The sequence below is a fragment of the Neobacillus niacini genome (assembly GCF_046591715.1).
In the GTDB taxonomy this organism is placed as follows: domain Bacteria; phylum Bacillota; class Bacilli; order Bacillales; family Cytobacillaceae; genus Neobacillus; species Neobacillus niacini_L.
In genome coordinates this window covers 39,637-52,836 of the sequence record NZ_JAWVNQ010000017.1, presented here as the reverse complement: position 1 = coordinate 52,836, position 13,200 = coordinate 39,637, and the positions used below count along the sequence as shown (strand labels likewise).

At 40.0% G+C, this 13,200-nt stretch carries 12 protein-coding genes and 1 other annotated feature; all 12 genes read left to right on the top strand.

Annotated features, from left to right (window positions below; translation table 11 throughout):
• The first annotated feature begins 25 nt into the window (after positions 1-25).
• The 12 genes from sigH to SFC47_RS23270 all read left to right on the top strand — a co-directional run bounded on the left by sigH (position 26) and on the right by SFC47_RS23270 (position 13,118).
• Positions 26-676, top strand: a complete 651-nt coding sequence (gene sigH, locus SFC47_RS23325; protein ID WP_411256945.1) for an RNA polymerase sporulation sigma factor SigH — start codon at positions 26-28, stop codon at positions 674-676.
• Positions 677-789: 113 nt separating this feature from the next.
• Positions 790-936 carry a 50S ribosomal protein L33 gene (gene rpmG / locus SFC47_RS23320; protein WP_411256944.1) on the top strand — a complete coding sequence of 49 codons (147 nt, stop codon included), beginning with the start codon at positions 790-792 and terminating at the stop codon, positions 934-936.
• Between the two features lie 49 nt (positions 937-985).
• Positions 986-1,168, top strand: a complete 183-nt coding sequence (secE, locus tag SFC47_RS23315) for a preprotein translocase subunit SecE (protein WP_335513279.1) — start codon at positions 986-988, stop codon at positions 1,166-1,168.
• A 172-nt stretch (positions 1,169-1,340) separates the two neighbouring features.
• Complete coding sequence (nusG, locus tag SFC47_RS23310) at positions 1,341-1,874, top strand: transcription termination/antitermination protein NusG (protein ID WP_411256943.1); 534 nt, start codon at positions 1,341-1,343, stop codon at positions 1,872-1,874.
• A 194-nt stretch (positions 1,875-2,068) separates the two neighbouring features.
• Positions 2,069-2,494, top strand: a complete 426-nt coding sequence (rplK, locus tag SFC47_RS23305; RefSeq protein ID WP_139185721.1) for a 50S ribosomal protein L11 — start codon at positions 2,069-2,071, stop codon at positions 2,492-2,494.
• A gap of 112 nt (positions 2,495-2,606) precedes the next feature.
• On the top strand, positions 2,607-3,305 hold the full coding sequence (gene rplA, locus SFC47_RS23300) for a 50S ribosomal protein L1 (RefSeq protein WP_411256942.1): 699 nt from the start codon (positions 2,607-2,609) through the stop codon (positions 3,303-3,305).
• Between the two features lie 52 nt (positions 3,306-3,357).
• Positions 3,358-3,506, top strand: a sequence feature (ribosomal protein L10 leader region).
• A 33-nt stretch (positions 3,507-3,539) separates the two neighbouring features.
• Complete coding sequence (rplJ, locus tag SFC47_RS23295; protein WP_411256941.1) at positions 3,540-4,040, top strand: 50S ribosomal protein L10; 501 nt, start codon at positions 3,540-3,542, stop codon at positions 4,038-4,040.
• A 76-nt stretch (positions 4,041-4,116) separates the two neighbouring features.
• Complete coding sequence (rplL, locus tag SFC47_RS23290; RefSeq protein WP_411256940.1) at positions 4,117-4,479, top strand: 50S ribosomal protein L7/L12; 363 nt, start codon at positions 4,117-4,119, stop codon at positions 4,477-4,479.
• 141 nt (positions 4,480-4,620) lie between these two features.
• Complete coding sequence (locus SFC47_RS23285; protein WP_411256939.1) at positions 4,621-5,220, top strand: class I SAM-dependent methyltransferase; 600 nt, start codon at positions 4,621-4,623, stop codon at positions 5,218-5,220.
• A gap of 264 nt (positions 5,221-5,484) precedes the next feature.
• Positions 5,485-9,045, top strand: a complete 3,561-nt coding sequence (rpoB, locus tag SFC47_RS23280) for a DNA-directed RNA polymerase subunit beta (RefSeq protein ID WP_411256938.1) — start codon at positions 5,485-5,487, stop codon at positions 9,043-9,045.
• A gap of 70 nt (positions 9,046-9,115) precedes the next feature.
• Complete coding sequence (gene rpoC / locus SFC47_RS23275) at positions 9,116-12,715, top strand: DNA-directed RNA polymerase subunit beta' (protein ID WP_411256937.1); 3,600 nt, start codon at positions 9,116-9,118, stop codon at positions 12,713-12,715.
• 154 nt (positions 12,716-12,869) lie between these two features.
• The gene (locus SFC47_RS23270; RefSeq protein ID WP_411256936.1) at positions 12,870-13,118 is read left to right on the top strand and encodes a 50S ribosomal protein L7ae-like protein; all 249 of its coding nucleotides are present in this window, start codon (positions 12,870-12,872) and stop codon (positions 13,116-13,118) included.
• The last annotated feature ends 82 nt before the right edge of the window (positions 13,119-13,200 follow it).

Sequence of the window (13,200 nt, the reverse complement as noted above, 5' to 3'; positions counted from 1 at the left end):
TTGTACGGTGGAGGGGGATCTTAAATTGAGCACAGACTTCGGGGAAAAAAGCAACGAGCTATTTTTATCAATGGAAGACGAGGAAATTGTAGATCTAGTGCACCAAGGTAATAGTGAGGCTTTGGATTATTTAATCCACAAATATCGAAATTTTGTACGTGCAAAGGCAAGGTCCTACTTCTTAATCGGTGCAGATAAAGAAGATATTGTTCAAGAGGGTATGATTGGGCTCTATAAAGCAATCCGTGATTTCAGGGAGGACAAGCTTACCTCTTTCAAAGCATTTGCTGAATTGTGTATCACCCGGCAAATAATCACCGCAATTAAAACAGCAACAAGACAAAAGCATATTCCTTTAAATTCTTATGTGTCATTAGATAAACCTATCTATGATGAAGAATCGGACCGGACTTTAATGGATGTCCTATCTGGCGCAAAGGTTCTTGACCCTGAGGAATTAATTATTAATCAGGAAGAATTTGACCACATTGAGGTAAAAATGACAGAATTGTTGAGTGACTTAGAACGTAAGGTACTGGCATTATACCTTGATGGGCAATCCTATCAAGAGATTTCAGAAGAATTGAATCGACATGTTAAATCAATCGACAATGCCCTGCAGCGTGTCAAAAGAAAATTAGAACGGTACTTAGAAATTAGGGAATTTAGTCTCTGATTTTTGAAAACGTTGACATTCAGATGAACAGTGTTACAGATGCGGTTGACAATAATTAGGGGTCATGTTACATTTTTAAGGATATAAAAGATGGATATTGTAGGTGTCGAAATATGAGTAAAAAAGTTATTCTGGCCTGTACTGACTGTGGATCCCGCAATTATACGACCAATGCGAATCCGTTGCAATCAGAACGATTGGAATTAAAAAAATATTGCAAAACTTGCGCCACCCATACGATCCACAAAGAAACAAAGTGATTTTTATTCATACTAGCAATGTTATTCCGATAGTTGGAGGGTTACAGATATGCAACGCTTAAAGAATTTCTTCAGTGATATTTTCCGTGAAATGAGAAAAGTTAGCTGGCCAAAACGCAAGGAACTAACTCGCTATACCATTACTGTTATTACAACGGTTGCTTTTTTTGCAATCTTCTTTGGTGTAATTGATTTAGGAATTTCGGAATTGATTCGAGTTATCCTTGAATAATAAAAGGTATTTCATGGTATAATGGTGAATACTAAAACAAATTCTTGTGTAAAGCCCGTTTAACGGGTTTTTTCATTTGTCTTGGAAAAGCGAAAGCGCTTTGGCGCTTTCAGCTAGACAAACTATGTTTTCTACGAATGTACGGGGAGGGATGGACGTTTAGTCCTCTTGAATGGAAAAGAATTGGTATGTATTACATACTTACTCAGGTTATGAAAATAAGGTTAAAGCAAATCTAGAAAAACGCGTTGAATCAATGGGTATGACCGATAAAATCTTTCGTGTCGTAGTACCGGAGGAAGAAGAGACCGAACTAAAGAACGGCAAAAAGAAAGTAGTGAAGAAAAAGGTATTTCCTGGATATGTACTTGTTGAAATCGTCATGACAGATGATTCCTGGTACGTTGTCCGGAATACTCCAGGTGTAACGGGATTCGTTGGTTCTGCAGGTGCAGGTTCTAAACCAACTCCGCTTCTGCCTGAAGAAGTTGCTGTTATCCTAAAACGCATGGGTGTAGATGAGAAGCGCATTGATGTAAACTATGAAATTGGTGAGACAGTACGAGTTAAAGAAGGTCCATTTATGAACTTTACAGGAACAGTAGAAGAAATGGATAAAGACAAATCCAAACTTAAAGTTCTTGTTAATATGTTTGGCCGGGATACCCCGGTAGAACTAGAATTTACGCAGATAGAGAAGCTATAATTTCAAGAAATATTAATAGTAATTTGAAAAAAACTTGAAATCATATTTAAAAAGTGGTAATATTTCATAGGTCAGTATGTCTCATTGAGAGACAAGACTTTTGCTAAGCTCTTTATCTTTATATAAAGACAGATACCTGAGTGGGAGGGTAAAAACCCTATTACCACATCACGGACTTTAAGGAGGTGTGTCTCGTGGCTAAAAAAGTAATTAAAGTTGTTAAATTACAAATCCCTGCTGGTAAAGCAAATCCTGCACCGCCAGTTGGTCCTGCACTAGGTCAAGCCGGTGTTAATATCATGGGATTCTGTAAGGAATTTAACGCTCGTACAGCAGATCAAGCTGGATTGATCATCCCTGTTGAAATCACGGTTTTTGAAGACCGTTCATTTACATTTATTACGAAAACTCCTCCTGCTGCAGTTCTTTTGAAAGTAGCAGCTGGAATACAGTCTGGTTCTGGTGAACCAAACCGTAATAAGGTAGCAACAGTTAAGCGTAATACAGTACGCGAGATTGCGGAACAGAAAATGCCTGACCTAAACGCAGCAAGCGTTGAAGCAGCAATGCGTATGGTTGAAGGTACTGCTCGCAGCATGGGTATCACAATCGAAGATTAATCCATGTAAACTGTTTTTTGTAATGAAGGGGGTTGCGTTACTTACGCAACCTTTATTCGTGGGAGTTAGTTATTTGAACAACGTTAAAACCACAATCTAGGAGGAAATAAAAATGGCTAAAAAAGGTAAGAAGTATTTAGAAGCTGCTAAGCTTGTTGATAACACAAAAGCTTATCCAGTTACTGAAGCAATCGAACTTGCAAAACAAACAAACTATGCTAAATTTGATGCAACTCTTGAAGTGGCATTCCGTTTAGGTGTTGACCCTAAGAAAGCGGACCAACAAATTCGTGGTGCAGTTGTACTTCCAAACGGAACTGGTAAAACTCAACGCGTTTTAGTTTTCGCTAAGGGTGAAAAAGTGAAAGAAGCAGAAGCTGCTGGTGCAGATTATGTTGGCGATGCAGAATACATCAACAAAATTCAACAAGGTTGGTTTGACTTTGATGTAATCGTAGCAACTCCTGATATGATGGGTGAAGTTGGTAAGCTTGGTCGTACATTAGGACCAAAAGGTTTAATGCCAAACCCTAAAACTGGTACTGTAACATTTGATGTAACTAGAGCTATTAACGAAATTAAAGCAGGTAAAGTTGAATACCGTGTAGATAAAGCTGGAAATATCCACGTACCTATCGGTAAATCATCTTTCGAAAACGAAAAACTTGTTGAGAACTTCCAAACTGTATTCGAAACAATGTTAAAAGTTAAGCCTGCAGCTGCAAAGGGAACTTACATGAAGAACGTAACTGTTACTTCAACTATGGGCCCTGGTGTTAAGGTTGATCCATCAACTGTTAACGCTAAGTAATTTTTTACCAATTGACAATTATAGATACATTTTATATAATCTATTTTGTTGTTTAAATAAAACATTTGTACTGAAGACAGCAGGTGCGAAATATTCGCTTAATTTCCTGCCGAGGTAATGCGATAGAATTGGCTGAAAATCTTCGGCTATTGTATGCACCTCCATGTCTTACTCTTGATGTGGAGGTTTTACTTTGCCTGGTATAAATGTAGAGAATCTACAGGAGGTGTAAAGATGAGCAGCGCAATCCAACAAAAGGTTCAAATCGTTGATGAAATTACAGCTAAGTTAAAAGCCAGTGTTTCAACGATCGTAGTTGACTACCGTGGTCTTACTGTTGCTGAAGTAACTGAACTTCGTAAGCAGCTTCGTGAAGCAGGTGTCGACTTCAAAGTTTACAAAAACTCAATGGCTCGCCGTGCAGCTGATGCTGCTGAACTTTCTGAGTTAAACGCAGCATTAACTGGTCCGAACGCAATCGCGTTCAGCACAGAAGATGTAGTAGCACCTGCAAAAATTCTTAACGACTTTGCTAAAAAGCATGATGCACTAGAAATTAAAGCTGGTGTAATCGAAGGCAATGTAGCAACAGTTGAAGAGGTTAAAGCACTTGCAGAACTTCCATCACGCGAAGGCTTGCTTTCTATGCTACTCAGCGTACTACAAGCTCCAATCCGCAACCTTGCTCTTGCTACAAAAGCAGTTGCAGAACAAAAAGAAGAACAAGGCGCGTAAGTTGATCGAAAAGCGGAAGCTGGACAAACTTATCGCTTAACAAATAACGGAATGAAAACTAAGGAGGAAAATTAAAATGACTAAAGAACAAATCATTGAAGCAGTTAAATCTATGACTGTTTTAGAACTTAACGATCTAGTAAAAGCTATCGAAGAAGAATTCGGCGTAACTGCTGCTGCTCCTGTAGCAATGGTTGGCGGCGCTGCTGGTGCTGCTGTTGAAGAGCAAACTGAATTTGACGTAATCCTTGCTAGCCCTGGAGATCAAAAAATCAAGGTTATCAAAGTTGTACGTGAAATCACTGGTCTTGGTCTTAAAGAAGCAAAAGACCTTGTTGACAACACTCCAAAGCCAGTTAAAGAAGGCGTATCTAAAGAAGAAGCTGAAGAGCTTAAAGCTAAACTTGCTGAAGTTGGAGCAAACGTTGAAGTTAAGTAATAATCTTATAGAAAAGCTCGCTGTATAAGCGGGCTTTTTTTCGATATCTTAAAAGCGGCGGTGCCTAAGGTTTGCTGCTAGATATAAAGATATTTTCCTCAAGTAACCTCGATTATGAACACTCCTCAGGAGGTGAGCTTATTGTCTGAACATTACTATTCTCGTACCCAAAAGGTTGAAAGTGATCCGAAATTTTGGGACTTTACTTTAAGGAATCAGTTGTTTCGTTTTAAAACGGATAACGGAGTATTCTCAAAGAAAGAAGTAGATTATGGTTCCCGCTTATTAATAGAAGCTTTTGCTTTGCCGAATGTTGAGGGTCCTATTTTGGATGTTGGATGCGGATACGGTCCAATAGGCCTTTCGATCGCTAAGAATTTTCAAGATCGCATTGTACATATGATTGATGTAAATGAACGAGCGATTGAGTTAGCGAAGGTTAATGCCAAACAAAACGGTGTGGAGAATGTTGAAATTTATGAAAGTAATACTTTGATAAATGTGAAGCAATCAGACTTTGCTGCTATATTAACAAACCCGCCTATTAGAGCAGGGAAAAAGACAGTTCATGATATTTTTGAACAGAGTCATAAGCATTTGGTCACTCAAGGTGAACTTTGGGTGGTCATACAAAAGAAACAAGGCGCACCATCCGCTATTGAAAAATTAAAAGAACTATTTACCACGGTAGATACTATTGACAAGTCTAAAGGTTATTTTATTATTAAGGCTATAAAATAGTTGACTTGAATTTGTCAACTATGGTAGCATTATAAAATGCCATCATAATATTTACCGAATTATTCCTGAAAATACTTATTTTATAAGTATAAAACATGTTTAAGTCGGAAATGATGACAAAATAATAGTCAAAATGTGAAAATGTGGTTTTTAAGAAATAAAAACCCTTTTTCTTTTTTTGTCTAATGGAGGAACTTCCTTTGTTCCTTTCATAAGACCAAAATATATGCACTACAAAAACGCTTGATTTGAGGGGTGAATCAGTTGACAGGTCAACTAGTTCAGTATGGACGACACCGCCAACGAAGAAGTTACGCACGAATCAGTGAAGTTTTAGAATTACCAAATCTTATTGAAATCCAAACCTCTTCATATCAATGGTTTCTTGATGAGGGTTTGCGTGAAATGTTCCAGGATATTTCACCGATTGAAGACTTTACTGGTAACCTATCACTAGAATTTATTGATTACAGCCTTGGCGAACCTAAGTATTCTGTTGCGGAATCGAAAGAACGAGATGTTACATATTCTGCACCATTGCGTGTTAAAGTACGTCTTGTAAACAAAGAAACAGGCGAAGTAAAAGACCAAGATGTTTTTATGGGTGATTTCCCACTGATGACGGAAACGGGAACGTTTGTCATAAATGGGGCAGAACGTGTAATCGTTTCACAGTTAGTACGTTCACCGAGCGTTTACTTTAGTGGAAAACTCGATAAAAATGGGAAAAAAGGTTTCACAGCTACTGTCATTCCGAACCGAGGCGCTTGGCTTGAATATGAAACGGACGCCAAAGATGTCGTCTATGTCAGGATAGATCGTACTCGGAAACTGCCCGTTACGGTTCTTTTGCGTGCACTTGGGTTCGGATCTGATCAAGAAATCATTGAATTGATCGGAGACAATGAGTATATTCGAAATACTTTAGAAAAGGACAACACTGAGGGAGTAGAAAAAGCGCTTCTAGAAATTTATGAGCGTCTGCGTCCAGGTGAACCTCCAACCGTAGAAAATGCAAAGAGTTTATTGGTTTCAAGATTCTTTGATCCAAAGAGATATGACCTTGCTAACGTAGGTCGATATAAAATAAATAAAAAGCTTCATATTAAAAATCGCTTATTCAATCAGCGTCTTGCGGAATCACTTGTAGATCCTGAAACAGGTGAAATTATCGCAGAAAAGGGAACAGTATTAGATCGACGTAACCTCGATCGAATCATTCCGGCTTTAGAAAAGGATATCAACTTTAAGGGCTTTAATCCTGTTGGCGGTGTAGTAGAAGAAGAAATTATTCTTCAAGGAATTAAAATCTATGCACCAAATGAAGATGGTGAAAAGGTTATTAATGTGTTGGGCAATGCTTATGTTGCAGAGCCGATTAAAAACATTACACCTGCTGATATCATTTCTTCTATCAGTTATTTCTTTAACTTATTGCATGGTGTCGGCGATACGGATGACATCGACCATTTAGGTAACAGACGTCTTCGTTCTGTTGGTGAATTGCTGCAAAACCAGTTCCGGATTGGTTTGTCTCGTATGGAACGTGTTGTACGTGAGAGAATGTCAATTCAAGATACTGCTACAATTACACCACAGCAGTTGATTAACATTCGTCCAGTCATTGCATCAATTAAAGAGTTCTTCGGAAGCTCACAGTTATCGCAATTCATGGATCAAACGAACCCGCTTGCGGAACTAACCCATAAGCGCCGTTTATCTGCATTAGGACCTGGTGGATTAACGCGAGAACGTGCAGGGTTTGAAGTGCGTGACGTTCACTATTCCCACTATGGCCGTATGTGTCCGATTGAAACGCCAGAGGGACCGAACATTGGTTTGATCAACTCACTTTCATCATTTGCAAAAGTAAACCGTTTTGGCTTTATTGAAACTCCTTACCGACGGATTGATCCGGATACAGGGAAAGTTACAGGCCGAATTGATTACTTGACGGCTGATGAAGAAGATAACTATGTTGTAGCACAGGCGAATTCACGCCTTGGCGATGACGGTACATTTATCGATGAGGATGTTGTTGCCCGTTTCCGTGGTGAGAACACGGTAGTAAAACGTGACCGTATCGACTACATGGATGTATCTCCTAAACAGGTAGTTTCTGCAGCAACAGCTTGTATTCCGTTCTTAGAAAATGATGACTCTAACCGTGCGTTGATGGGAGCGAACATGCAGCGTCAAGCAGTTCCGCTATTGCAGCCGGAAGCACCAAGAGTTGGAACAGGAATGGAGTATGTTTCTGGTAAAGACTCAGGAGCAGCGGTTATCTGTAAGCACGAAGGAATTGTTGAGCATGTTGAGGCGCGCGAGGTTTGGGTGCGTCGAATTAATACAGTCGATGGTCAAGAAGTTAAGGGTGACCTTGATAAATATAAAATGCTGAAATTCATTCGTTCCAATCAAGGAACATGCTATAATCAGCGCCCAATTGTTGCAGTGGGTAACCACGTAACAAAAGGTGAGATTCTAGCGGATGGTCCTTCTATGGAATTGGGTGAATTAGCCTTAGGACGTAACGTTTTAGTTGGCTTTGTTAACTGGGATGGTTACAACTATGAAGATGCGATTATCATGAGTGAGCGTCTTGTAAAAGATGATGTTTACACTTCTATTCATATTGAAGAATATGAGTCAGAATCACGTGATACAAAACTTGGACCAGAAGAAATTACTCGTGACATTCCAAATGTCGGGGAAGATGCCCTCAGGAATTTAGATGAGCGTGGAATTATCCGTACTGGTGCTGAAGTTAAAGATGGTGACCTGCTAGTTGGTAAGGTAACTCCTAAGGGTGTTACTGAGCTAACTGCTGAAGAACGCCTATTGCATGCGATCTTCGGAGAAAAAGCTCGTGAAGTTCGTGATACATCACTAAGAGTACCACACGGCGGAGGCGGTATTGTCCTTGACGTGAAGGTCTTTAATCGTGAAGATGGCGATGAATTACCGCCAGGTGTCAACCAGCTGGTTCGTGTATATATTGTTCAGAAGCGTAAGATTCATGAAGGGGATAAAATGGCGGGCCGACATGGTAATAAAGGGGTTATCTCTCGTATATTACCAGAAGAAGACATGCCTTACTTACCAGATGGCACCCCGATTGATATTATGTTGAATCCTTTAGGGGTTCCTTCGCGTATGAACATCGGTCAGGTGCTTGAGCTTCATTTAGGAATGGCAGCAAGAGCTCTTGGAATTCACGTTGCTTCACCGGTATTTGATGGTGCGCGTGAGGAAGATGTTTGGGGAACAATTGAAGAAGCTGGAATGGCGAATGATGCCAAAACAGTATTATATGATGGACGTACGGGTGAACCGTTTGATAATCGTGTGTCAGTAGGTGTCATGTACATGATTAAACTTGCTCACATGGTTGACGATAAGCTTCACGCACGTTCAACTGGACCTTACTCACTTGTTACGCAGCAGCCGCTTGGCGGTAAAGCGCAGTTCGGCGGACAGCGTTTTGGTGAGATGGAAGTTTGGGCGCTTGAAGCATACGGTGCCGCATACACCCTTCAAGAAATTCTGACAGTAAAATCAGATGACGTAGTGGGTCGTGTGAAAACGTATGAAGCAATTGTAAAAGGTGAAAATGTACCGGAACCAGGAGTTCCTGAATCCTTTAAAGTATTAATAAAAGAACTTCAGAGTCTAGGAATGGATGTAAAAATCCTTTCTGGAGATGAAAAAGAAATTGAAATGCGCGATACGGAAGATGATGATGACTTACAGCAAGTCGACACATTAAACATCGTTCCAGATGCAGAAGCATTTGAATCGGAAAAGGTTGGTTCCAAGGAATAACACTTAGCTGAAAGCGCGCTAGACGCGTTTTCAGCTAATGATTGTCTAGATAGAAAGGGAGGTAGGCCCCTTGCTGGATGTAAATAATTTTGAGTATATGAAAATTGGTCTGGCATCACCAGATAAAATCCGTTCATGGTCTTTTGGAGAAGTAAAAAAGCCAGAAACCATTAACTATCGTACATTAAAGCCTGAAAAGGATGGTTTATTCTGTGAGAGGATTTTTGGTCCTACAAAGGATTGGGAATGTCATTGCGGTAAATATAAACGTGTCCGTTACAAAGGTGTAGTCTGTGACCGATGCGGTGTTGAAGTAACACGAGCAAAGGTCCGTCGTGAACGTATGGGTCATATTGAGCTTGCAGCTCCTGTTTCCCATATATGGTACTTTAAAGGAATCCCTAGCCGTATGGGACTAGTTTTAGATATGTCTCCACGTGCTTTAGAAGAAATTATTTATTTTGCTTCATATGTTGTGACGGAATCAGGAGATACAGCTCTTGATAAGAAGCAGCTTTTATCAGAAAAAGAATATCGTGCATACCGTGAAAAGTACGGAAATAAGTTCCAGGCTGCGATGGGTGCAGAAGCGATTAAAAAGCTTCTTTCTGATATCGATTTAAATAAAGAGGTAGACGCATTAAAAGAAGAATTGAAGTCTGCTCAAGGACAGCGCCGTACTCGTGCGATTAAGCGTCTTGAAGTATTGGAAGCATTCCGTAACTCAGGAAATGAACCTTCATGGATGATTCTTGATGTTCTTCCTGTAATTCCGCCAGAACTTCGTCCGATGGTGCAGTTAGATGGTGGAAGGTTCGCTACTTCTGACTTAAATGATTTATATCGCCGTGTAATCAATCGGAATAACCGTTTGAAGCGCTTGTTGGATCTTGGTGCACCTAGCATTATCGTTCAAAACGAGAAGCGGATGCTTCAAGAAGCAGTAGATGCTTTAATTGATAATGGACGCCGCGGACGTCCGGTAACAGGTCCGGGTAACCGTCCATTAAAGTCACTATCTCATATGTTAAAAGGGAAGCAAGGCCGTTTCCGTCAAAACTTACTTGGTAAGCGTGTTGACTATTCTGGCCGTTCCGTTATCGTTGTTGGTCCAAACCTAAAGATGTACCAATGCGGTCTTCCGAAAGAAATGGCTCTTGAGCTATTCAAGCCATTTGTAATGAAGGAACTTGTTGAAAAAGGATTAGCCCATAATATTAAATCTGCAAAGCGTAAGATTGAAAGAGTATCTCCTGAGGTATGGGATGTACTTGAAGATGTTATTCGTGAGCACCCAGTTTTATTAAACCGTGCCCCAACTCTTCATAGACTTGGAATTCAGGCATTTGAACCTACACTTGTTGAAGGAAGAGCGATTCGTCTTCACCCTCTTGTATGTACTGCATACAATGCGGACTTTGATGGTGACCAAATGGCTGTTCACGTTCCACTTTCATCTGAAGCGCAAGCAGAAGCTAGACTATTAATGCTGGCTGCCCAAAACATTTTGAACCCTAAAGATGGTAAGCCTGTTGTTACACCTTCTCAGGATATGGTATTAGGTAACTATTACTTAACTCTTGAAAGAGAAGGCGCTGTCGGAGAGGGTATGATTTTTAAAGATACGAACGAGGCATTAGTTGCTTATCAAAATGGCTATGTTCATCTGCATACACGTGTTGCTGTCCATGCTGGTTCTTTAGGGAATGAAACGTTAACGGAAGAACAAAACAATAAGTTACTTATCACAACTGTTGGTAAACTTATTTTTAATGAAATTCTTCCTAAGTCTTTCCCATATATCAACGAACCAACTAGACAAAACTTAGAAGTTGAAACACCAGCAAAGTATTTTGTTGAAAAAGGTGAAGATGTTAGAGCCAGAATTAAAGAAATGCCGTTAGTAGATCCGTTTAAGAAGAAAATCCTCGGTAATATCATTGCTGAAGTATTTAAGCGATTCAAAATTACTGAAACGTCTAAAATGCTTGACCGGATGAAGGACTTAGGATTTAGATACTCTACCAAAGCAGGTATTACTGTCGGGGTTGCAGATATCGTGGTTTTACCAGAAAAGCAAGAGATTCTAAAAGAAGCTCAAGCTAAAGTTGATAATGTCATGAAACAGTTCCGTCGTGGTTTAATAACAGAAGACGAACGTTATGATCGCGTCATTGCCATTTGGAGTGCTGCAAAGGATACCATTCAAGGAAAACTGATGCAGTCGTTAAATAAAACGAATCCGATTTTCATGATGAGTGATTCCGGAGCCCGTGGTAACGCATCTAACTTTACTCAGCTTGCAGGTATGCGCGGATTGATGGCCAACCCGGCTGGACGTATCATTGAATTACCAATCAAGTCAAGTTTCCGTGAAGGTCTGACAGTATTAGAGTACTTTATTTCTACACACGGTGCGCGTAAAGGTCTTGCCGATACAGCTCTGAAAACGGCAGACTCTGGTTACTTAACACGTCGTCTCGTTGACGTAGCTCAAGATGTAATCGTCCGTGAAGATGATTGTGGAACAGATCGTGGTTTATTAATCCGTTCACTTAAAGATGGTACAGAGGTTATTGAAGGCTTAGACGAACGTTTAATTGGCCGTTATGCGCGTAACGCAATTAGACATCCAGAAACAAAAGAAGTGTTGGTTCCTGAAAATGGACTTATCACTGAAGACCTTGCTGAAACAATCGTTGGTGCAGGAATCGAAGAAGTTAAAATCCGTTCTGCCTTTACATGTAATACCCGTCATGGAGTATGTAAGAAGTGTTATGGCCGTAACTTGGCTACAGGTCAGGAAGTTGAAGTTGGGGAAGCAGTTGGAATCATAGCCGCCCAATCAATTGGTGAACCTGGTACACAGTTAACGATGCGTACCTTCCATACCGGCGGTGTTGCAGGAGACGATATCACACAAGGTTTACCACGTATTCAAGAAATATTTGAAGCACGTAATCCTAAAGGGGTTGCCGTTATTTCTGAAATTGATGGTGTGGTTGTGGGTATTAATGAAGGCCGTGATCGTCAGCATGAAATTATTGTTCAGGGTGAGATTGAAACACGTACTTATAATGCTCCATATACAGCACGCTTGAAAGTTGCTGTTAACGATTCTATAGAACGTGGTCAGGAATTAACAGAAGGTTCAATTGACCCTAAAGAATTAATCAAGGTAAAAGATGTAAATGCTGTTCAGGAATACTTGCTGCGTGAAGTTCAAAAGGTTTACCGTATGCAGGGTGTTGAGATCGGAGATAAACACGTAGAAGTAATGGTTCGCCAAATGATGCGTAAGGTTCGTGTAAGTGATGCAGGGGAAACAGATGTACTGCCAGGTACACTTCTTGATATCCACCAATTCACAGATGCGAATGAAAAGGCATTGCTTAGCGGAAAGTTACCGGCTACAGGACGTCCAGTATTACTTGGTATTACCAAAGCGTCGCTTGAAACAGATTCATTCTTGTCTGCTGCATCTTTCCAAGAAACAACAAGAGTTCTTACAGATGCCGCGATTAAAGGCAAGCGCGATGAATTACTGGGACTAAAAGAAAATGTTATCATCGGTAAACTGGTTCCAGCAGGAACAGGTATGCAAAGATACCGTAAAGCTGAACCAGTATTAAGGGATACTACATCTGAAGAAACAGTAGCTATTGATTAAAAACATAAGGCGGTACTTGCTTTTAAAGCGAGTACCGCATTTTATGGAAAATTTACTCAAAAAAATAATTTTAAGTTTTGTTGACTTCTAATTTAGAAGATGTTACTATATCAAAGGTGCTCCTATTCACCTGATACTTTGGAGGATATGATAAATGTCTTATGAAAAAGTATACCAGGCAACTAAGATAGTTATAGGAACTAAACAAACAGTAAAGGCACTGAAGGATGGAACAGCAATTGAGCTGATCATTGCGGGTGATGCTGAAGCGAAAGTAACAGCTGCGGTAGTGAAACTAGCTCAGGATATGAACATCCCAATTATCTATGTGGACTCGATGAAAAGACTCGGGAAAGCATGTGGAATAGAAGTTGGTGCTTCAACTGTAGCAATTATCTGTTAAAAACTGTTTTTGTAGATAGATGTTCTGCAAGAACTTTGTTTTTGCACAAAAATGAACCACCTGGATGTGTGGACTTACAAAT

Coding starts and splice junctions, on each gene's coding strand:
- rplJ (WP_411256941.1), top strand. CDS start 3,540: ATGAGCAGCGCAATCCAACAAAAGGTTCAAATCGTTGATGAAATTACA.
- rpmG (WP_411256944.1), top strand. CDS start 790: ATGAGTAAAAAAGTTATTCTGGCCTGTACTGACTGTGGATCCCGCAAT.
- nusG (WP_411256943.1), top strand. CDS start 1,341: ATGGAAAAGAATTGGTATGTATTACATACTTACTCAGGTTATGAAAAT.
- secE (WP_335513279.1), top strand. CDS start 986: ATGCAACGCTTAAAGAATTTCTTCAGTGATATTTTCCGTGAAATGAGA.
- rplA (WP_411256942.1), top strand. CDS start 2,607: ATGGCTAAAAAAGGTAAGAAGTATTTAGAAGCTGCTAAGCTTGTTGAT.
- rplL (WP_411256940.1), top strand. CDS start 4,117: ATGACTAAAGAACAAATCATTGAAGCAGTTAAATCTATGACTGTTTTA.
- SFC47_RS23270 (WP_411256936.1), top strand. CDS start 12,870: ATGTCTTATGAAAAAGTATACCAGGCAACTAAGATAGTTATAGGAACT.